Origin of the sequence: Hahella sp. CCB-MM4, from assembly GCF_002260525.1 — a bacterium.
Classification (GTDB): Bacteria; Pseudomonadota; Gammaproteobacteria; order Pseudomonadales; family Oleiphilaceae; genus Hahella.
The window spans coordinates 55,461-77,562 of record NZ_MRYI01000018.1; the positions used below are offsets into that span (position 1 = coordinate 55,461).

The window sequence follows — 22,102 nt, forward strand, 5'->3', positions numbered from 1 at the left end:
ACAATCAGCATCCGGATGAATCCACCGCAACAGCTGGCTGTGCGGTAATCGGTGCAGTATTGTCTGTGGCAGCATTGGCAGAGGTATAGGTCACCTGGCAGGTACCACCGGTATAGCCGTTAATCGTATAAGTAATGGTCGTGTTCCCTGCAGTACCGCCGCCGGAGGACGAGTAATCTGCTGAGTCAACACCGGCTGCGGCACCTATGCCGGCAGCATTAGCCGTTGGGTATCCATTCACCATTGTCACAGCCTGGCCGTCCAGAGTCACGGACGCTCCCAGGGTTCCCTGGTTTGCCAGTTGCTGGGCCCGAGATATCGCCGCGGCAGATTTCAGTGCCCCGGCAAGCCCTTCGATACTTGCGGTCCTTGCGTCACCGGTCAGGTCCGCAAACTTGGGTAAAGCAAACGCCGCCAGAATCCCCAAGATTACGATTACCATAACCAACTCAATCAATGTAAAGCCTGATTGCTGCTTCTTCACAAGTAGTACCTCTAGCTAGGTAAATTTTACGTTGACTTATCAAAAGTATAGATGGTTTGTTTAAGTCCGTTTGTTAAAAATTGAAAGATAACACCACCCTACTGCCCGGCAGAACCTGAGGTTGCCCCCCTGACCTCACCGCTGGCAGTGTTATATAGCAACGAGAAACCTACCTGTCGCCCGATACCAATCTGGTAAACGCAGACAGTTCCCACTGCCAGCGCTCTTATTTCCAACCCTCTAGCGACGACACCCACTTTAGGTGCTGCGGCGTTTCCCTTGGGTATCAGTTCCCCTGCCACATAATCCGTCAGTAAGGCATAGAAGATTTCCTCGCATGAGTGGTCGGTCATTTCTGCATGTGCGCTCTCGCCTCCAACGGCAACCGGCCACCCCTGATCGTTTACATTCAGCCGCTGTTGTCCAATCTCTATCTCCCCCCCGGCTCCGACAGGACGCCCCCTCGCCAGCCAAGTGATATGGATTTCCCTGAGAGACGCCTCCAGTGCAGACTTCACCTGTTCAGGCTTGAACTCTTCCACCAGATTGATCGTGCTGTTCAGGCTGCGAAAAAACACCACCACAATCAGCGCGATCAGGCCTATAACCATCCATAGCTCCACTCTGGTTAATGACTGCACCAGCCTTCCCATTACGACCTCTCCAGACCAGACATCAAATTTCCTGGCCTGCGATTAGCGATCAAGACCATATATTTCCAAAGCGGGTGTATCCAAAGCATGCATTTCCAGGCCATAAATCAAGCTATCAACGGCCCAATGCCGCTGCACCGAGGTTCCACATTGGCAGGAATACTCCAAGTGCCAGCACCAACACCATCCCCCCCATAAAGACCAACAGTATAGGCTCAATGGATTCAGACAGACGCTTCAATGAGAAATCGATTTCCTCGTCATAAAAATTCGCCACATCAATTAACAGCGCATCCACCGCCCCGGTCTCTTCTCCCACAGACAGCATCTGCATGACCAACGGGGAGAACATCTCAGAGGTCCTGGCAGTACGGACCAATGTGTCGCCCCGTTCAATGCCGGTCCGCATTTCAGCGATAGCCTTGCCGATAAAGGCGTTGTTAACCGCTTCCGACACCAACGTCAGCGCAGTTGTCACGGGAAGTCCCGCAGCCAGCATCATCGAAAAATTGCGGGAAAAGCGGGACAACGCCACCAGCTCAAACAGTGGACCGACAATGGGTATCTTTAGCTTGAAACGGTCCCAGCGGTAGCGCCCTGTCGGTGTTTTAATCCAGCGCAGAAAGGTATACAGCGCCAACACCAGACCGATAACGAGCCACCAGCCATAGGTGGTCAGAAAGTGCGAGGTGGCAATCAAAATCTTGGTGGGCAGCGGTAGGTCCGCACCAAATTTCGCGAATACGCTGGCAAATGCCGGAATGACGAAGAAATTCACGACCAGCAAAGCCACCAGTATCGCTGTCACGACCATGAGCGGATAACGAGTCGCCTGTTTTACCCTCTTACGGGTCTCCCGCTCTAATTCAATGTTATTGGCCAGTTGCTTGAACGCTTCCTCAATCTGGCCGGTGTTTTCCCCCACCAGGATCATCGACACGAACAGATCATTAAACACTTTCGGGTGGGCCCGCATCGCCGTGGCCAGATTCACCCCACCCTCCAGTCTGCGGGCAACATCCTCCAAAACCTCGGAAAGTGTTTCTGATTTAGTCGATTCCGCCAGCCCACGAATAGCTCGGATAATGGGTATTCCGGCTCGGGTCAGCGCATGCATCTGGCGACAGAGAATAATCAGCTCATCCAATGTCACCTTGCGTCGAAACAGTGGATGTTTCCGGATGGCTTCGAACACATCTTTCTGGGCCGCCTTTTCACGAATGCTGGTCGGCGTAATTCCCTGGCGCAGCAGTTCATTGGCAATCACCTCCTGGTTTGCCGCTTCCAGAGTGCCTTCCACCAGGCCCCCTTTGCTGTCTCTACCCTTGTATGCAAACTGCGCCATCGTTCAACCTAACTGAAATCAATCGCCGCTTTTCCAACCCCCTCTCCCAGGGACGCTGAAATTCGGAATACTTCATCGATGGTGGTGACGCCCTCCCGGGCATAATCCAACGCACTTAACGCCAATGGTCGATACAGCTTTGCCGTTTTGGCGGCTGATACGAACTGACTCTGATTGTTTAAGCGTAGGGCTTCCAACAGCGAGTCATTCATTTCCAGCAACTCAAAAACCCCGATTCTTCCCCGGTATCCGCTATTGCCGCATTGATAGCACCCCTTGCCGCGATAGAAATGGTCCGGCAGCCCGGTATGTGTCAGGCCATGCAACCATATCTTTTCCTGCTCTGTCGGCGTGTAAGGTTGCTTACAATCATCACAGATCCGCTTGACCAGTCTCTGCGCCAGCACCGCGGTTAATGCACTGGCGACGAGATAGGGTTCGGCTCCCATATCAATCAGACGCATGGCACTGGAGATGGAATCGTTGGTATGCAAAGTGGACAATACGAAGTGGCCGGTCATAGCAGCCCGTAACCCGATTTCAGCGGTTTCCTGATCACGCATTTCCCCCACCAGCACAATATCCGGGTCCTGACGCAAGGCAGAACGCAAAATAGTGGCGAAATTCAGGCCGATCTTGGGATTCACCTGAACCTGGGTAATTCGAGGCAAGCGGTACTCAATAGGATCTTCCGCCGTGATGATTTTAGATGCCGAACTATTGAGTTCTGTCAGCGCTCCATACAGAGTGGTGGTTTTACCACTCCCCGTCGGCCCGGTGACTAACAGAATTCCATGGGGGCGCTTGATCAATACCCGGATACGCTGCAGCAATTCATCAGGCATCCCTGTGGCTTCCAGGTTCAACATGCCCTCGGTCTGGTCCAGCAGACGCATGACCACGGACTCGCCATAGGTCACCGGCATGGTGGACAAACGAACATCAATGGAACGCCCTTTCACCCGGATATTGAATCGCCCGTCCTGGGGTAAGCGTTTCTCGGAAATATTCAACCCGGACATCAGCTTCAGGCGCAACACCAGAGCAGCGTTAATACGCTTCTCCTTCATGACCTGCTCATGCAGTACACCATCTATACGCTGTCGGATACGCACCACATTTTCATCAGGTTCGATATGGATATCGGAAGCTCTCGCGACAACCGCATCTTCAAAAATGGACTGCAACAGACGAACAACGGGCGCTTCCGAATCATCTCCACCGGCAGCCAGCTGCGCCAGGTCAAAGGCGTCTTCGCCCAATTCATCTTCCAGCTCAACGGCGATACTGGCAATTTCCTCGGTACGCCGATAGACCATATCCAGGGTATTCAGCAGTTCGCTCTCCCTTACCACCGCCTGTCGTATGGGCTGTTTAAGCTGACGGACCAACTCGTCATAGGCAAAGATGTCCATGGGGTCGGACATCCCCACCAAGAGTTCTCCCTGGTCCTCAGAAAGCACAATGGCACGAAAGCGCCTGGCGGAAGTTTCAGGTAGCTTCTTGATCAACTCCTGGTCAAACTGGAAGTGACGAAGCTGGACAAATGGAATGCCAAGCTGCTTGGACAGGAAGCGCAGCAGACTATCTTCATCCATATAACCAAGTTCAATCAGCGCCCGTCCCAATTTGGCGCCAGTCTTCTTTTGCTCACTAAGAGCTGTCATCAGTTGCTCTTCAGTGATGACTTCCCCCTGCACCAGCAGGTCACCAAGACGGATTTTTTTTCTGGGTTCTGCCATAGGTCTGTCGTCTATTTCCACATGGAATGTTTACTGTCGATGGAAAACGTATTACTACCAATCGATAAAGCTTAGCTGTCGATCAAAAAATCTAACTACCAGTAGCATGAGAACCAATATAACGATGCAACTGTTCAATTCGCTGCCGGGCATATACCGAAAGCTGGCCCGTCAGCGTCGGATCAGATAGCGCCTGCTGATAGGCTCTCAAAGCCGAATCCACCCGACCGGTCTGATCCAGCGCTATCGCCAGGCCAGCCCACCAATCTCCCCGCCGGGGATCGGTATCAACCAGCTCGGCATACAGCTTTAATGCTTCTTCATACTGCCCCGCCTGTTGCAGCAGCCCGGCCCTCAAACTTTGGTAGCGTGGAAACTCACGTGCGTTGGGCGGATTGGAATCCAGCAATAACATTGCCTCCGTCTCTCGTCCGGAGGACACCAGCGCATGGGCTTTGATTTCCCGTAAAGCCGCCCCGCTGGATTCGTTCACTTGGTTTAGTAATGTCAGAGCTTCCTGTATTCCTCCCCGCGCTAAAAACCAGGCCCCCAGCTGATAGAGGGATTCATCCATTTCGGGTGTCTTGTCGAGCTGACGTCTGAGCATGTCCTCTGCTTCAAGAGTTTTCCCTTTCTGATACAGGTCCCGCGCTTCACGCAACCTCCTTGCTGCTAGGGCTGATGGGTTCTGAGAAGGTTGAATGGCAGGAGCGGCCTGAGAAACAGCTTTCGCAGGCTGCGTAGCAACTGAAGAAGGTTCCTGCGGATGGTCAACGGAGTTTTCCACAGGATCAAAGGGCGTGGATTCAGTTGTCGTCACTTCCCGCTTCGAGATCGATTTCAGGGGAACCGGCTTTGGTGCCCTCTCCAGTTTCCCAGGCGGTACTGTATCCGTCATTAGCGCTGTTTTTTGCGCAACAGGCTCTGCTTTCGACTGAGTGACGTTTAACGTCCCCTCATCCAGAGAAACCATAGAATCGTTAGTGCTATTTCTCACCTGCTCCTCTCGAGGTGCAGGAATCTCTTCCACTACGGTGCCCGAATCCAAGTTTTCCTGGTGTTGCGGTTCAGCAATTTCAGGCAGGGACACAGTATCTTCAGGCAGGGACACAGTATCTTCAGGCAGGGACACAGAATCTGTGGCGATGCTGGAATCCGTAAGTGCATATCTCTCGGGTTGGGATGATTCCTGATTCACATCCGATTCCTGTGAACGGGAAGCATCAGACAATGCAGGCTTATTTGGATCTGCCAGTTGTGCCTCAACAAACTGGCCCCGCTGCCAACTCAGCCAACCAAATATCACCAGACAGATGACTAAAATCCCTATCGCCGGCCACCACCATATTTTCATACGGCTCCCGACAGGCAGCGCCTGACCGGTTAATCCTGCCGGTAGATGCCCAGCTTGTCTCCTGGCAGCATTCTGCTTATCAAGATCACGCAAAACATCGTTGAGCAGGCTCATGCCCAGCTCCCCAGTAACCAGCCAATAGGCCGGGCGCTTTCAGTATCTTTTACCGCACGCCGCACATGCTTGCCGGACACCTGACGATGCCCGTCACCATAGGCAGCCAGCAACGCTTTATGGGCCAGGATATTGATCAGGCGGGGAACCCCACCGCTTGAACGACCAATCCATTTGATCGCCTTAGGGTGAAACAATCCTGATCCGTTATAACCGGCGAGCACCACACGATGCTGTAGATAATGCCCTACCTGTTCACTGGACAAAGGCTTCAAATATTCCTGAAACGTAATGCGCTGCTTGAGCTGTCTCAGGTGAGGTCGACTGAGTAACTCGTCAAATTCAGGCTGACCAAACAGCACCACCTGCAGTAGCTTGCGGGATTCGGTTTCCAGGTTGGTCAACAGGCGTAAAGCTTCAATGGTGGCATCCGGCATGGCTTGAGCCTCATCAATGACCAATACCACTTGCCGGTTAGATATGGCGTGTTGCACCAGCTTTTCATTAATCTTCTTGAGAAGCTGATGTTGACCGGCCCCAGGCTCGATCATAACGTCCAGCTCTTCTGCAACTGCCAGACACAGATCCAGGGGAGACAACTGTGGATTGGGAATGTATGCGGTCACGTACGGCTCTGCCAGTGTATTCAGCAGACGGCGGCACAACAGGGTTTTGCCGGTTCCCACTTCACCGACAATCTTGATAAATCCCTCCATGGTATCCAATGCAACCCGCACCGTTTGAAATGCGTTCTGGTGACTGAGCGAGTCAAGATAAAAGTGGGTATTCGGCGTTAATGAAAACGGCGCTTCCGTAAATCCGAAATGCGTTTCGTACATAGCCCCCCCTTTCGCTCAGCGATAATCTCGCTCAATGACATTTCGCAGCTCATTAAACCGGCCCTCTGACTTCTGCAGGTCCGAGTTCACCACGGAAGGATCGGAAATAATCGGCCGAATCAATATCACCAGCTCACTCTTACGCTCCGACTGGCGCTTCTGTTTGAAAGCTTCACCCAGCCAGGGAATATCGGCGAGTAACGGCACTTCTGCTGAATCATCTTCGGTGATGTTTTGAATCAACCCGCCAATGACCACGACCTGGCCGTTGCGGGCTTTGATGACACTATCGGTTTCCCGCACCGTGCTCAGTGCCAGTGGCAATATCAGAGACCGGTTACCAATCACAATGGTTTTGGTCTGGTCTTCCACATCACTGACAGTGGGATGCACGTGGAGAGTAATATCGCCGTCGTCGCCGATTTGTGGGGTTACATCCAGCGCGATACCCGAGAAGAATGGTGTGATATCCACTTCCGTAGAGGTTTCATCGCTGTTGTTGCTGTCATTGGTCTGAATACCGGTCACGAAAAATTCGTCGGTTCCGACCTTTATCACCGCTTTCTGATTATTAATCGTGGCAATACGGGGACTGGACAGCACCTGAACCGAACCTTGCTTCCCAAGCAATTGAATGAGCGTGGTGAAGTCATTAATGCGCAGTGCTGCACTGAAAATACCTTCGATACCGGTATTGGTTAATGCGTCGGAAGTTTGCCCCAGTGTCAGGCTCTTGGTGGGATCTCCATTCAGGTCCAACTGCGAGGAGAACTCATCGAAATAGCTCCAGTTGATCCCCTGCTCATACCCTTTACTGAGTTCCACCTCCAACACTTTGGCTTCCAAAATGACCTGGCGCTGCAATATCAATTGGGAGCGCTTCAGAAAATCCTCCACTGAACGAAGCTCTTCTGGAAGGGCTTTTACCAGCACAATTCCAGCGCTGGCATTGGTCACCACAGAACGTCCATCATCATCGCCGACAATGGTCAGCAGGGTCTGTTGCAGGGTCGACCAGAAATCAGATTCTGTTTCAGTGGTAATCCGGGACAACACCGCATTGGAGGTCGTAGTCGCGTTATTGTTATTGTCAGAAGAACCACCGGCACTGGAACCGGAAACAGAACTGGATAGCTGTCCGGAGCTGACCATGATGTCCGATGCGCCCCGACGCTTTATGTTCAGGTAGTTGATTTGGTATATCTCGGTCCGGATACCACCAGGCAGTACTTTATAAATACCGTCACTGTACTTGTAGTCATAGCCGTATAACTGACGGGCCAGCTCCATGACCTGCGCCAGAGTGACATTTTTCAGATCCAGAGACACCGTGCCAGTCACGTCTGGATGCACCACCATGTTGTAGGGAGTCCCCCTGACCAATCCTCGAAAAAACTCCTTCGCGGGTAGTTCATTGACCGTGATATCAAAGCGCTCTTCGGCTTCAGGCAGGCGAGAGGTGGCATTCAGGGGAGGAATCAGTTCACGGGTAACGGCCCGGGGAGGCGCGTCAGGTTTGGCAGGTGCTTGAGAATGTTGTGCCTCGCGTAACTGCTCCTCAATATGCTGTGTATTGTCTGTACTCACCGGGCTCGGCCCGATACCCGCACACGCCCCTAACACCAGGGCCATCGCACCACCACACAAGGTACGCCAGAATCTTATCATTCTACTCTCCGAATACTCGTCACTGCGCCCGCCGAATACTGATGGCATCATCCGTTGCTCCTGACACAGTCGCATACCAACGCACCCCTTGCCATTCCAGTAGCACGCGTCGTTGCTCTATTTTGACCACTTTCACACCGCCACTTTGCTGCCCTTCGGCCATGCTATTGCCATTCAGGACAGCCACTCTACGCTGGGGTGAAAAAATGATGGAATCCAATCTCACAACAGGCTTTTGTGGTTGGACCGCGGCAACTCTGCCAGCCTGCCAGCCTGCGGGTCGGGTCGGGTCTTTCAACAACACGCCGCCAATCGTCTTGGTCGTCTCGATCGCCAAGACCGGAGCTGCCAATATCATCAACAGGCCGTACAGGATCAGCGAGCGGAAAGCGTTTATGTCAAACACCCAGCCACCTCTCATCCAAGCCCAGTGTTTCCAACTCCAAAGTCATTTCCGCGCGTGGGTACTGCTCGACCAGATAATCCAGGCTGATGAGCCGGATCCTTCCGGTATCTGCTTCGATTTTCCGAACGTAACCCAAGGCATCAAAGAACGTTCCTTCCACCACGATTTTGACTTTGTGACTGAACAATACAGCCGCACCTTTACCTTCACCCTGCTGAATTCTTGTGGTGGGGAGTTTTTCAACGCGAATCACCTGTAATCCAGGATTATCCCCGAGCAACGCCACCAAAACCGGCGGTATTTCGTCAGGGGTCACCAAGCGGGAGAGGCTAGCTCTCAACTCATTTTCTTTCTCTTCAAGTCTGCTCCTGAGCTGCTGATTCTCCTCTCTCAGCGCCTGGTTCGGATCCCGCGCCAATGCCTGGGTCAACGTTTCTTTCTGGATACTCAGTGAATTGTTAAGCGTTTGGGCATTGCTCCAGCTTTGGTTCAGCCGCTTTTGTTCCTTCCATTGCGGCCCCCAGGCAAGCTGTAAAAACAGCATCAACAGAACAGCGACGCAGGTCACCAACAGAATGACTTTCTCCCGTTGATTCAGCCGATTGATACGCTTTGCCAAAAGCTTCCAGTTCATCTCCATACTAGCTGGTGCCCCTGTCGATCAATGTAGAAACGTTAGACGAGAGACCATCATTGTCAGCACCAGAGTTCTGACTGGAACCTTCAGGGGAAGTAAGTGTATCCACCTTGAATATCCGGGTGTCATCACGAGTACCTTCCGGCTTTTCGATCTGAAAAACATTGAATGCCCGGCCGCTCAGTACAGGCTCTGTGCCTAGCGCCTTCAAATACTGGGGAATCACATCAGGTTCCTGCGTCTGTCCACTCAGAATCAAACGTTCACCCGCCTGCAGAATAGCGATCCGGTTCAACCACATGGGTTCCAATCGATGCTTGGCCAGTGCTGTCAGAATTTCGCCGAAAACACCCTGCTCGTCTTCATCGTTAACCCCTTCATCGATAATGTCGAGTAGCTGCTGGGTGTTTTTCAATCTCGCTTTGAGCACGTCATTTTCGCTTTGAAGCTGCGTATCACGGGCCCGAACCTCCAGCCGCTTCTGCAAAGCATCAACCTCCTGCTGCAACTGAACATTCCCTTGATCCAATAACGCCGCTTGTTGTTTTTGCTGGTGCACATCCCAGAACAGATAGGCGCTGTATATTCCACCGATAACCAATATAACGCCCAGCACCATCAGCATATTCTTAAAAGCCAGAGGGTCTTTTCTGGGCCTGAATTCCTGGGTGTAGAGATTAACCTGCTGCATGTATTGACCTTTCTTTGGTGGTTACACGCAACGCCGCACCACAGGCGACCCAATGCTGAGCAGACACAAACTGGTCTTCTGCTATTCCCAGCCGATCTTCCGGTAAAGTTTTAATCTCCAACCCAAGGGTTTCATCCAGGCGGGAAAGCAGTTCCGCCTCATGCATAATTGAAGAGGCAATAATGGATCGAGGCGGGGTTTGGCCGAGTTGGCTTTCGAAATAGTCCATGGAACGCTGGATCTCCAGAGCCAGCTGTTGACCAACACGGGCACTGATATCGGGATCATCAAAGCCTTCCATATCGGCTTCAATTCTTCGTGAAAGGTAGACCGCTCCATCTTTGATCAGCAACATCAGGCCACGATGTTCCTGCATAATCATCAGCGCAACAGTTTTCCCTTCCTCCTGTACTCCCAGTACAAGATTCCGTAGCGCCAATTCAGTGATATCAATAGCCTTAAGATTCAGCCCACTGCCGTTGACCATGGCAATGAGTTCTTTAATAAGGGATTTTCGGGCACTGATAACATTAACCTGGGGAGGTTTGCCACGTAGTGCATCTGAGGGGAATTCAAAGGCATCCACCACCGCTTCGTCGATGGGGTAATCCAGGGTATCCTTAATCTTCCAGCGAACCGCCTGGGCCAGTTCATCATCCTCCACAGGGGGGCGCTCAATCTGTTGCCAGCCGTATAGCTCCGGCGGTAGCACCAGATTACAGGACATGCCTTCAAGTTTATGGGTGTTGACGTAGTCTTTCAGAGCTGTGGAACGTTGCGCCGCTTTTGCCTCGATAAAATCGAGCCTGCTGATGCGGTTCCCATCCGCAGCGGGTTCTGCCACTGCGACTGCCAATCCGTTCGCTCGTACTTCAATCCCTACCAGCCCTTTCCTGCCACGCCGAAATAACGGCCAGGACAACAAAGTTAGCCTCTCAAGCAATTGAAAAATAAAGCACCACCTGGAAGATGGTTTTAATATAACTTTAGCTTAGTCCAGTAAGCCATTGTTGCAAAAATATTTTTGTCCAATGAAGGCCTGCAAATCAATCAGCAGCAGCATGCTCTTTATCTGCACATGATCAATTTGAACAGGGATAATCATTGAGTCCGGCAACGTAACAATCCGGTTGGCCTGGGGTAGATTGAGTCAATAGAAATATGGGGTTAACAGACAGTCACTATCGCCGGGTACCATCACTTGCTTTCATCATGTCCAAAAAAACGGTCCCGATATGCGCTCGGCGATACACCGAAGTGCTTACCGAAAGTTTTTGTAAACGATCCTGTTTGATTGAAACCGCATTGTGTTGCAACATTTTTAATACTCAGCTCATGCTGTGCCAATAACGACCGCGCTCGCTCAAGTCTTAGCTTGGTTAATAGTTGGGCTGGAGTCAGAGCAAATGCATTCAGGCATTTTCGATGCAAACTGCGAACGGAGTTACCACTCTCCTCTGCCATTTCATTCACCGATATATCCCTGTTTAGGTTGGCCTCCAACCACGCTATCAGAGACAGCATTCCCGGATCCCGTACCTTGGACTGAAAATCGATTGGCGCGGAGAACTGAGCCTGTCCTCCGTCACGGAATAGGTAAACCACTAGGACTCTGGCCACACTAAGCGCCATCTGAGGGCCAAGGTCATTCATGACCATAGCCAGCATCATATCCACACCTGACATAATTCCCGCAGAGGTCCAGATATCGCCATCGTTAACATACAGGATATTGTTCTGCACCTTCGCCATAGGATACCGGCACTTGAGACGATCGATACCATCCCAGTGCGTGGTCACCTTGCGCTGATCCAGCAAACCCAATTCCCCCAGAAAAAAACTTCCCATACAAATAGACGCTTTGATCTTGGCCCGCTGAACTAAAGCCTGCAAGCGTCCCATAAAATCCTGCTGTTCGATTTTTTTCAGAATTATATGATCCCTTGCTCCGGGAATGAGCAGCAGGTCAATCTCACGAAATACTTCCTCGCATGGCGGTTTGCAATCCAACGCAACACCGGCCGAGGTTCGAGGTGAATGATCCCCGTCGAGGTTGAAATAGTGTAGTTCGTAGCAGGGTTTGTCCATTAAGGCATTAGCGACAGATAGCACTTCCGCTGGCCCAGCCACATCCATGAGCTGAACATCATCAAACAATGCGATAACGACAGTTTTGGGCTTATGCATCAGGAGTTCTTATTCGAAAACGAAAGATTATGGAGCGTTTGGCAGATTTGTCCAACAGATTGGCAGGATATTCATTGTCACCTTTGACTACCATCTCCCCCTGAATTTTCTGGAGCCCTCTCTCTGGGGGAATGTAGTAAACGAAGGAGTAAATAATGCGTCTGTTAGTGGCAGCCCTTTGCATGGGCACAATTGTACTCAGTGGTTGTGGAGGATCATCGTCCTCGGGTGGTGACTCTTCATCTGAGTCCAAGGAAGTTACCTTCTTTTTGGCTCAATCCATGAATGAAACGGAAATAATGGCCCCGTCCCGGGAAAATACATTAGGCCTGTACATCACTGACGGCTCACAGGATGGAACCAGGTTGTTAAAAAAAGTGGTCGTCGCACTCGGTCCCAAAAAGCTCGGTGACAATTGGCTGATCCCCGTTGGATGGTGGAACGAAGAGGAAGCTCCAGTTTCGGCTCTTGCTGTTACTGACGGTACGGCTCAAGGAACAAAAACAATAGGAGAAGTGATAGAGGGAGACATGCCCTACGGTCTGACCAGCTTTAATGGCAAGATTTACTTCTCCCAGGAAAATAACGAAAACGGCCGTGAGCTTTGGGTTACTGACGGAACAGAAAATGGCACGAGGCTATTCAAAGACCTGGTACCGGGGACTCATTACGGCTCACCAGAGAACCTCACCGTAGTAGGCAGAAAATTGTATTTCAACGCCTATTCCAGCGATGAATCAAACCTACGAGTGTTGTGGGAAAGTGATGGCACAGAAGAAGGAACCCGTCAGGTTTCTCCCACGGTTTACTATCCGACTAATCTTACGGCCTTTGGCAACAAACTGGCATTGGGAGGCTCAATGCTATCCGGTCCTCTGGCGTACAACATAAGCCTGGTCCCCACCCCACCAATGGATATTGAACCTCTGATTCTTGATCCGGAATCCGGTGTCGTATCCCGTATTGAAGACTTGTGGACTGGACCAAGCTCATCTTCTCCTCAACTTTATACTGTTGCTGATACTTTGCTGATTAAGGCCAATAGCGATGCTTATGGAAATGAACGACTCTGGTTCAGCAAAGGGGAATCTGGAGACCCTGATATGGTGGATGTGCCAACTTCGGCATTTGCCATAATATATACGACATCTAATGGCTTCTACGGAGTAAACAGATCCAGCCCGGATGAAACCTACGCTGCCCTATGGCGATTAAATGGGGCAGATGATGTCGTCAAGATATCGATGGATAATAATCTTGATTATTTACCCAGATATCTTACTGATTTGAACGGTACTGCCTATTTACAGGCGATGGATGCTATGGAAGACCGGGAACTATATCGAGTCGAAGGCAACGACCTGAAGCTTGTGGCGGATATCAACCCTGCTGGTTCTTCCTATCCATCAGGCCTTACCAAAGTCAACGACGTGCTGATATTTACCGCTACAGACGAAGAACATGGCCGTGAACTTTGGCGCACAGATGGAACCGAAGCAGGCACTCAGCTGCTAATGGATATTTCGCCAGGAACTTCGAGCAGTGATATCGTTTTGAATATCTCAGACGAATCTCTTCTCCACCGATAGTAATCACAAGTATTCTTCATAAGCCCTGTCCTGCAGGGCTTTTTTATTTGACGCTACGTTCTCCCGAACTGCCTGGCCGGATCAATTCCACTACCTAGGATCGAACTCAGCCCCCATAGCACATGATGATAGTGCTGCATAAAAATCACATTTTAGACAAACACAAAAAAGCCCCAATTAATGGGGCTCTTCTTTACACTATTATCTATAGTGCTCGTCAGAACGGAATATCGTCATCAAAGTCGTCGATGGGTTGTGGACTGTTCTGCGGCTGATGCTGGGGTTGAGGTTGAGACTGTGGCCTTTGTTGTTGACCATACCCACCGCTGGAAGCACCACCTCCATATCCGCCGCCTCTTTGCGGCTGTGGTGCTGCTGGCGCAGATGCAGGAGCAGATTGTTGTCCCCATCCATCATCCATAGGAGCTGAAGAGTTATCCATACCACCGCGGCCGTCCAGCATCTGCATTTGCCCCTGCATGTCGACCACAATCTCAGTGGTATAACGATCCTGTCCGCTTTGATCTTGCCACTTACGGGTTTGCAGGCGACCTTCGATATAGACTTTGGAGCCTTTCTTCAAATATTGCTGGGCAATCTCTGCCAACTTGCCAAACATAACAACCCGGTGCCATTCAGTCCGCGGCACCATCTGACCGGTTTGTCTGTCCTTGTAACTTTCATCCGTAGCGATATTCAGATTCGAGACCGCACTCCCGGAAGGTGTGTATCGAGTTTCCGGGTCAGCTCCCAAATTACCAATCAAAATTACTTTATTTACACCACGCGCCATATCGCTCTCCCCATGCCGATAGCCAAAATGAGCTGTCACTCGCCAAAATGAACTGTCACTCGCCAAAACTGGCTGTCAGTCTGCTCTTTTACAAATCAATGAGTTAATTAACTTATACTAATACTGGCAGATAGAGCCGAGCAATCTCACCCTTCCACCTACCCTGCATTCATTTAAATGAGTCGAAAGGGCTAATGATATCGTATCGCCTCAAATCATACTAATCCCGATTTCTTCGTCTTGTATATTGCGAAAAGGAATAAGTTCTAGTGCTGGCTTTGGTAGCTGATTAAATCAAAACCAATTCTATACCGCTTGGATGCCTATCTTGATTTAATAAGCTCTGTTCCTATTATATGGAATTGTTTCAATTTGATCCGACAGAACCCTGTTTCTTAGGAGGTGTCTTTCAGTCTCCGTCTGTTCTCAGACTCTCTCATTGCGGTCTCATACGCTTCGTCTCCAAGTCGCTGCGCTCCAGAAAAAGATTCCAGTTCTCTCAATAATTCCTCAGCTTCCGCATTTCCCCTTTCAATATCTTCTTTTTCCTTTTTAGACAGAGGGTTATCATGTTTACTCATAAACATACCACTGTTTTAGTCACACAGAACCACTATATCATCCGATGTTTGGGAGGGTAAAAGTTAATTGCGGAGATATCGGACATTTCAAACAGTTGACCCGCAATCCATCAACTGTGCTGTCCATAACTTTGTCCAGAAAAGTGGTCGCAACCAAACAAAAACACCCGACACACGTAGCAGGTAATACAAAATAATTATGGGTATCGGAAAGGGTAATGAGCTCCTTTAGCTAGGGTCGATCATCCTTGAATCTAAATACTGAATAAAAAAGTAGAAGACTACGGAACGAGAACCGCTCCGTCAGAGGGGTTGTGGAAGTCCTAGTTCTCTTTCAGTATACCAGTTAGTGGATGTCCCTTTTCTAACTTTCCTCATCCATAGATTATGGACACCCTTGTGTTGATCTGCACATAAAATGACCTCAATGGCCAATTTATGCTAAAAATTGTAATCAGACATTTTATGTCTAGAAACATTTTGCGGGTTTTAAAAAGGCGACTTTAAAGTCGCCTTTTTTATAATTGAACAGACCCGCCCTGATAGCCAAAACGGAAAGAAGCTAGAATATACTGCACTTAAACTCAGCTTATTAACAATTTATACATTAATAGCGATCATCTAGAGTCGTAATCTCTTCGCCTCCATATATCTCATAAACCAACATAAGATCGATTAGATCTAGAATCTTCTTTCGTTCTTCAGGATTAGCTTCAGAAGCCAAATAAGCACTCTTTAAATGATCTTGAATTTGATGTAGATCAGAACCAAACGTCTCGCCTGCCTGCTTTTTTGCAATAGCTGTGCTAATAATTTTTTCCGCTGATGAGACAATTATGTCACTAATATTTTCTTCGACATCCTCAAACTTATATAGCATATATGAACCGTGAAAGGTAAAAGCCGGGGAATCAATAAAGTTATGACACATATTCTTGTAATGTACAAAATCATCTTTTTCAAGGTTCCTAAAGGCAGATGCAGCCCTACGCCTGATATCACCATCAACATCATGAAAAAACTCGTTCAATAGCATTTCGGCACGATCTTTACTAGCAGTCCAACCTATGACATCTCTAGCAACACTTGCCATGATCTTCCTATATACGGGTTTTGTTATTGGATAGGACTCTGCGTTTTCAATAAACCCTTCATCCCGGAAGCTCTCACAATAAATTAGCCATACACCAATTAAGTGCATATTAGCATTATTGCTATTTATCAATTTATCAACCAGTCTCACTGCCAAATCAGGAAGTTGAATAAAAACATACGGGAAAAGGTATATACCTGTATAAGTTATAAGCGGTGACAATGCGGTATGCGTTTCATTAACTTTACAATTATCTGGATCAATCAATTGATAAATCAACTTTGAAAAAAGATCTTTATCCTTATTAAAAATGGCACAAAAAGACTCCATGATACAACAGCGCACACTCACTAATGGCTCATTCTCTACAGAAAATTTAATTGCATCAATTATTTTTTCTTCAGCTGAAGAAACATCAGCAAGCACAATATGTAACGCATCCCACGCACTTCCTCGAACACCATTAAGACCTCTAATGTGCAATTGATCTCCACCTTCTAACAAGCTATCTATATCTATGGATTCTCTTGCCAAATTTGATTCATCAACATCTTCACTAGACTCGCCATTAAGTGCGTACCATATCAATAAATCGAGTATCTCTGAATTCTCAGTAAGATGAGGTTTGCATCTAATCAACCTTGCAATAGCCTCACCAAAAGGCTTTTTAGGATGCCCGTGAGCATGCATAATAACGTCAATAAGCTCAGCATCAGTAATTGAACTATTTTCAGACTCGGAAAGTCCCCTAACAATTTCTCTGACATATGCAGGGTTTGAATCATGAGGTATTTTTAGACTAAGAGCAGAAAACCTTTTCGGGTTCAGTACAGCATATCCATGTAAGCAGCCTGCCAATTCACTTGCTCCGCCTTCTCCAAGAGATCTACCTGATGACCAATCTTCATTGTATTTTTTTATTGCCGAAAGCCAACTTTCGTCATCCATCTTCTCTGTTGAGGATTTTGGTAAAGGGGGGCCTACCCATGAAGCCTCGTTATGGTCAGGTTTTTCAACTTTACCGTTGGGAAATTTCCTACGTAATTGCGAAAGCTTTTGTTTCGTTACATCGTTACGTAACTTTTCACCTACGGTTTCTAGAATACACCATTGTAAATAACCTGATCGGTTTAAATAGCCAATTGCTGTTTTAGTTGTAGTATTCCAGATATTATCACAATCACTTATAGCCATTTGATAAGCACTAAGCGAATAGTTTATTTCAGGCATATAGCTGGTGATATGCTCTTCTATTATTTTAGATTCCTGCTCACTCAAATAAGGCGAAGCAGACTTATATGCGTTTGCCAAGGATAACCACTTGGCCCCATTAAAGCCTGCTTCAAATGCCATTTCACCATCAATAAGATCAGGTAGCAAATATGACAGCGATACAGGTGCAGAAGCTATAGCTTCGAGATATATATGCATAAAGCAGTTATGTTTTTTAGCTGGTAGAAGTAATAAATACTCCTTGGCAACACTGGGCTGCTCAACTGCGACCTGAATAATTGACTTACGATACTTACTCAAAAAGTCGTCGAAGCCATGATTTATACCTGAATAAGCTCTTCGACTAATTTCATAATGATATTCATTAGTATTAACTGCAGCCGTAACCGCAGAAATAAAAACTTCTGTGGTACCTTCAATAAAGGCTAAGGGTGACTTCTTTGCAATTTCGGATAGGGAGTGCGAATCAATAATTGATTCTTTGCCTCCAACTAAAGGGATTTCATCGGGGTTCTCATTACACCATATAGAGAAAACCTTCCTAATGAGCTGTCCACATAGGTCTGGTGCAGAATCAACCCATCCATGAAAATGCAGGGAAAAATTATAATCAGCTAGGCTCTTAAGAAAACATTTAGGATTCTGATCTATCAATTCTAAATATAGCTCTAGTAATGCCGGCGCAGGTTCGCGCAAATGAAGTTTAATAAACCAAGAAAATAGCTTACTTACCAATTCAGGCTTTACTGCTAACGTTTTACGTAATACTAATGCTACACTTTCATGGGATTTCTCTGCACATATAGACAAAAGCCATAAGATGTCGTGTATTTCTCGTTCGCTGCCCTTCGTTAGGTATTGTCGTATCCAACCATTATCTATTAATAGATTGTACCAAGCCCCTGGCGCGAGAACAGCCATCCTAAATAATGAGTGAAATTCACCTTTCTCAGTATTTAACTCACTAAGCAGCCTAAATTCGGTGCTCGTAGGGCTATTAAGTGATCGTAACCACCTAGCTATCGCTGATTTAATATGGTAACGAATCTTATCGCTTGTGAGTATCTGGCATAGCTCTTCCAGATAGCGCTGGCTGTCAATTTCGCGTATAGCTTCTAAGATCTGACGAACTTGTGTTCGCCTAAATAAATGCTGCTCACCGCTACATAACATCTCATCAATGCTAATTTTACTAGTAACAAAGCTTCTCGCGTAAATGTAATCGAAAAAGCTCTCATGGAAAAAGTTAACATTATGCTTAGAAATCGTTATTAGTCCTTCCGACGACAAAATTTCAAGCGCATTTGGATATTGGTCAAGTATTTGAACTGGTGCTGATAGTTGTTGCTTTTCACTCATCCACAGTGAAAGTTCACCAAGAACCTGAGCCAAAGTCCAATTTGGACTTGAGGTGGAGGAAATATGTCTCTGCTTCTTAATTAGGAACTCACGATATAGAGCGGTAGTTGAGCTGAATGAAAAGCCTTGTTCATAAATATTTAAAAAAATTGTTAAATTGATCGGCAGACTGAGCAAATTCTTCTGTTTATCCGTAAATTGCTGTACTTCAATATCTTTTCCTTTTAATAAGGGCAATATTTCACTATCCCAATCCAGTTGTGGAACCTCAATGCTTGAGACTGCGTCTTGGTCATAAATGTCCTTAAGCCTAGCATCGTTGTTTAAGTCGAATGTTCTACAAGACATTACGACTTTTATTGTGCCGAATGATTTGGCTTCTTCTAGCAATCGAAAAAGGACCTTTTTGACATTTCCTCCTCGACCAGAAATATCGCTAACAGCGTCGATTTGATCAATAAAAAGTACTGCAATATCATCAGGAGCCAAGGTTTTAAGAATTGTCACAGGGCTTTCTCGTTGCCCTGTAATTTGCGCCCCTAACTCTTCCTTATTGTTGCATGATAGAAATTGGTCAATACGAAAAGCTAACACAGGTATCTCTTTATCTATCAGCTTTTTTAATACTCCTCGATTGATTCCAGATTTTCCCACCCCTGCAGAACCTGTAACAAATATAATGTCTGCGCCGGATTGCCTGTTTAAAACCATATCGACAACATCGTTCTCGGTCTGCCGTTCAATTATGGTTCCTGAAAAACCAAAGGGTAAGTAGGAATCCAAATAAGCTTCTGTTTCTATATCAACTTTCTTTTTCAGCGTCGAATCAAAAAGCCAGCTTTTAAATTCCAATGTTCCCTTTTTTGCTATTTGTTCTCTCAGATCATCCGTCGTTAGCTTGGTGTTGAAGTTGTCTTCCAATATACCTCTAAGAAACGAATAAGTGCCTTTACCATCGTGAAAGTAAAGGTCGCCATAGCAGTCAATAAAAGTATCCAGTTCACGCTCAGGGATAATTTCAACAATACTTCGATTCAACCAATCAAAAAGAAGTGCATCATCAACGTCCCAATGTATTCTTAACTCAGCAAGCGCTTCAGCCTGTTTTCTAGATAGATGATCTTCTAGCTGGGGTAGATCATCAGCTATGCGTGATTTTTCTGATAATGTTCTGAAGTCTTTGGCATTGTCTTGCGATACAAAAAAACATCGTGCAGTAGGATCATTTCCTAGCCTATTAGCAAACGCTCTTAATATGCCTTCGCTTGCTAGGCTATTAATTGACCAGTTACCTTTCGAACAGTTGTTCTTAGATTGGTGCCACTCTGTTCGGCCATTAACCTCGCAGGCAAACTCAAAGCCAGTGTATTCAGTATCCAGCCCCTCGAATTTAAACCATTTAGCTTTTCCTGAAACAAGTAATATTAGGTACTTAACAATCCACTTTGACTCATACCCGTTGCCAAGTTTATCTGCAATTCCACCCTTAAACATGCTGAGTCTTACCTGCTCCTTTAGAACGCAGTCCCAATTGCTGCTTTGGAACCGTAATGCCCTGTCACCATCCGATATGATTTAAAAAGATAGCACATCCTTCGATGTCTATGTTGGGGCCCTTAACTGACATTTGCGCTTCCACTCAATTTATCCTCTAACCTTATAAAAATAGGTCGTGTAGTGGTCTAATAATCTCGGACACCAAATTAGGTGGTATGATCGCCACCATACAAGAGGTGTTCAATGACCAGAAAACGACGTTCCTTTTCACCAGAGTTCAAGCAAGAAGCCGCCCGTCTGGTGCTTGATCAAGGATATACCATTTCCCAAGCCAGTACTTCACTTGATGTGGGAGAGAATGCCCTTCGACGCTGGGTGAAACAACTGTCAGAAGAACGTAATGGTATTACTCCCAAGGGCAAAGCTCTTACTCCAGAGCAACAGCTGATTCAGGAACTGGAAGCCCGTTGTAAGCGCTTGGAGCAGGAAAAGGACATTTAAAAAAAGGCTACCGCTCTCTTGATGTCGGACGAAATCAATCGTACGCGCTAATAGACCGCTTGAGTGAGCAAAAGCCCGTAGAAATGGTCTGTAAAGTGTTCGGCGTCAGTCGCTCTAGTTATTACGAGCATCGCCAACGTTGTGGTCGAATCAATGTTGAGCATCTGCAGCTACGAGCCAGGGTGAATCGAATATTCACTCAAAGCCGAAACTCTGCGGGGAGTCGAACAATCGCTGGCATGCTCAATGATGAAGGAGTGATGATTGGGCGCTTTAAGGTCAGAAGCTTGATGAATGAATTAGGACTCATCAGCAAGCAACCAGGGCCTCATAACTATAAACAGGCCACACTGGAGCGGCTTGATATCCCAAATCGTCTGGCCCGAGAGTTTACTGTAGCCAAACCGAACCAAGTCTGGTGTGGAGATATCACGTATATCTGGACCGGTCAGAGCTGGAGTTATCTGGCGGTTGTTCTGGACTTGTTTGCACGCCGAGTTGTAGGTTGGGCTATATCATCCAGCCCGGATACTGATCTGGTGGTGAAAGCGCTGGATCATGCCTGGGAACAACGAGGGCAACCTTCAGGGGTTATGTTCCACTCTGATCAAGGCTGCCAATATGCTAGCCGTAAGTTTCGCCAGAGGCTCTGGCGCTACCGCATGGAGCAAAGCATGAGCCGTCGGGGTAACTGCTGGGACAATGCTCCGATGGAACGCTTGTTCCGGAGTCTCAAAACAGAATGGATTCCAAGGTTTGGGTATCGAAGCTTGGCAGAAGCCAGGAGGGATATCGGGAATTACCTGATGAGTTACTACAACCGACAAAGGCCTCATGCATTTAATGATGGAGTTGCTCCGGTTGTGGCTGAAGAAAAACTTAAAACAATGTCCGGGATTGGTTGACCACTACATCGTTCTCCTAGTTTCATAAAGAACGTTTCTGTTCAAAGAACAGTCGTTACTCTATTTTGTGATCCTTATTCTAGGCCGATAGTGCGGCTTGATTTGTCGCAACTCTTATGGACAGTCTATAGTTTATTAAGAAAGCAGGAGGCCATATGGAAATCAGAGAATTGCAGAAATCTGACTACACCGAGTGGGTAATCAGAAATACTTTATATTGGCTCACTCCCTACTCACGATGGCAACTAAGCGACTCCTCAACGCATTGGATAATCCAATTTGAATCCCCTTCCAATGACCTATTCTACGAGCTTGACAAGCTACTCAACGACTACACCCTTAGGGAAAATGTCATGGAAAAGACCTCAACGATTCGCGAGGCAATCACTCTCAATGTTCTCAAGAGTATTCAACAGAGGCTTGAAGCGTGA

At 47.6% G+C, this 22,102-nt stretch carries 18 protein-coding genes; 3 read left to right on the forward strand and 15 right to left on the reverse strand.

Going from position 1 to position 22,102, the window contains the following annotated elements; genetic code table 11:
- Positions 1–4: 4 nt before the first annotated feature.
- The 12 genes from BTA51_RS23685 to BTA51_RS23740 all read right to left on the reverse strand — a co-directional run bounded on the left by BTA51_RS23685 (position 5) and on the right by BTA51_RS23740 (position 12,120).
- Entirely contained in the window at positions 5–484 is a 480-nt protein-coding gene (locus tag BTA51_RS23685) for a prepilin-type N-terminal cleavage/methylation domain-containing protein (protein WP_094711569.1), read from the reverse strand.
- A 98-nt stretch (positions 485–582) separates the two neighbouring features.
- Positions 583–1,137, reverse strand: a complete 555-nt coding sequence (locus BTA51_RS23690) for a hypothetical protein (protein ID WP_094711570.1) — start codon at positions 1,135–1,137, stop codon at positions 583–585.
- Positions 1,138–1,252: 115 nt separating this feature from the next.
- Complete coding sequence (locus BTA51_RS23695; protein WP_094711571.1) at positions 1,253–2,482, reverse strand: type II secretion system F family protein; 1,230 nt, start codon at positions 2,480–2,482, stop codon at positions 1,253–1,255.
- An 8-nt stretch (positions 2,483–2,490) separates the two neighbouring features.
- Complete coding sequence (locus tag BTA51_RS23700; protein WP_094711572.1) at positions 2,491–4,224, reverse strand: GspE/PulE family protein; 1,734 nt, start codon at positions 4,222–4,224, stop codon at positions 2,491–2,493.
- Between the two features lie 91 nt (positions 4,225–4,315).
- On the reverse strand, positions 4,316–5,692 hold the full coding sequence (locus tag BTA51_RS23705; protein WP_094711573.1) for a lipopolysaccharide assembly protein LapB: 1,377 nt from the start codon (positions 5,690–5,692) through the stop codon (positions 4,316–4,318).
- Entirely contained in the window at positions 5,689–6,531 is an 843-nt protein-coding gene (locus BTA51_RS23710; RefSeq protein WP_094711574.1) for an ExeA family protein, read from the reverse strand. Before BTA51_RS23710 ends, BTA51_RS23705 begins: the two co-directional genes overlap by 4 nt.
- A 15-nt stretch (positions 6,532–6,546) precedes the next feature.
- A complete protein-coding gene (gene mshL / locus BTA51_RS23715) occupies positions 6,547–8,199 on the reverse strand; it encodes a pilus (MSHA type) biogenesis protein MshL (protein WP_094711575.1) in 1,653 nt (550 codons plus the stop codon).
- 19 nt (positions 8,200–8,218) lie between these two features.
- Positions 8,219–8,605 (reverse strand): general secretion pathway protein GspB, encoded by a 387-nt coding sequence (locus tag BTA51_RS23720; RefSeq protein ID WP_246841151.1) that lies wholly within the window; start codon positions 8,603–8,605, stop codon positions 8,219–8,221.
- Positions 8,598–9,245: a hypothetical protein gene (locus BTA51_RS23725; protein WP_246841153.1), complete on the reverse strand. Its 648-nt coding sequence runs from the start codon at positions 9,243–9,245 to the stop codon at positions 8,598–8,600. Before BTA51_RS23725 ends, BTA51_RS23720 begins: the two co-directional genes overlap by 8 nt.
- Before the next feature lies 1 nt (position 9,246).
- Positions 9,247–9,933, reverse strand: coding sequence for a PilN domain-containing protein (locus tag BTA51_RS23730; RefSeq protein ID WP_094711576.1), 687 nt, complete (start codon positions 9,931–9,933; stop codon positions 9,247–9,249).
- Positions 9,920–10,855 carry a hypothetical protein gene (locus tag BTA51_RS23735; RefSeq protein ID WP_246841154.1) on the reverse strand — a complete coding sequence of 312 codons (936 nt, stop codon included), beginning with the start codon at positions 10,853–10,855 and terminating at the stop codon, positions 9,920–9,922. Before BTA51_RS23735 ends, BTA51_RS23730 begins: the two co-directional genes overlap by 14 nt.
- Before the next feature lie 275 nt (positions 10,856–11,130).
- The gene (locus tag BTA51_RS23740) at positions 11,131–12,120 is read right to left on the reverse strand and encodes a GlxA family transcriptional regulator (RefSeq protein ID WP_094711578.1); all 990 of its coding nucleotides are present in this window, start codon (positions 12,118–12,120) and stop codon (positions 11,131–11,133) included.
- Positions 12,121–12,275: 155 nt separating this feature from the next.
- Between BTA51_RS23740 and BTA51_RS23745 the strand changes: the two genes are divergently transcribed.
- Positions 12,276–13,709, forward strand: coding sequence for an ELWxxDGT repeat protein (locus BTA51_RS23745; RefSeq protein WP_094711579.1), 1,434 nt, complete (start codon positions 12,276–12,278; stop codon positions 13,707–13,709).
- A gap of 217 nt (positions 13,710–13,926) precedes the next feature.
- On the opposite strand, the gene ssb is transcribed toward BTA51_RS23745, so the two are convergent.
- The 3 genes from ssb to BTA51_RS23760 all read right to left on the reverse strand — a co-directional run bounded on the left by ssb (position 13,927) and on the right by BTA51_RS23760 (position 20,262).
- Positions 13,927–14,502 (reverse strand): single-stranded DNA-binding protein, encoded by a 576-nt coding sequence (ssb, locus tag BTA51_RS23750; RefSeq protein WP_094711580.1) that lies wholly within the window; start codon positions 14,500–14,502, stop codon positions 13,927–13,929.
- A 395-nt stretch (positions 14,503–14,897) separates the two neighbouring features.
- Complete coding sequence (locus BTA51_RS23755) at positions 14,898–15,083, reverse strand: hypothetical protein (RefSeq protein WP_094711581.1); 186 nt, start codon at positions 15,081–15,083, stop codon at positions 14,898–14,900.
- A 607-nt stretch (positions 15,084–15,690) separates the two neighbouring features.
- Entirely contained in the window at positions 15,691–20,262 is a 4,572-nt protein-coding gene (locus BTA51_RS23760; protein ID WP_094711582.1) for an AAA family ATPase, read from the reverse strand.
- A 246-nt stretch (positions 20,263–20,508) separates the two neighbouring features.
- On the opposite strand from BTA51_RS23760, the gene BTA51_RS23765 reads away from it, so the two are divergent.
- Positions 20,509–21,671 (forward strand): IS3 family transposase gene (locus BTA51_RS23765; RefSeq protein WP_094711583.1). Its coding sequence is split into 2 segments (ribosomal slippage): positions 20,509–20,761 and positions 20,761–21,671, totalling 1,164 coding nucleotides; the frame shifts between segments, so codons are not numbered across the junction.
- 155 nt (positions 21,672–21,826) lie between these two features.
- Positions 21,827–22,102, forward strand: a complete 276-nt coding sequence (hxsD, locus tag BTA51_RS23770) for a His-Xaa-Ser system protein HxsD (protein WP_094711584.1) — start codon at positions 21,827–21,829, stop codon at positions 22,100–22,102.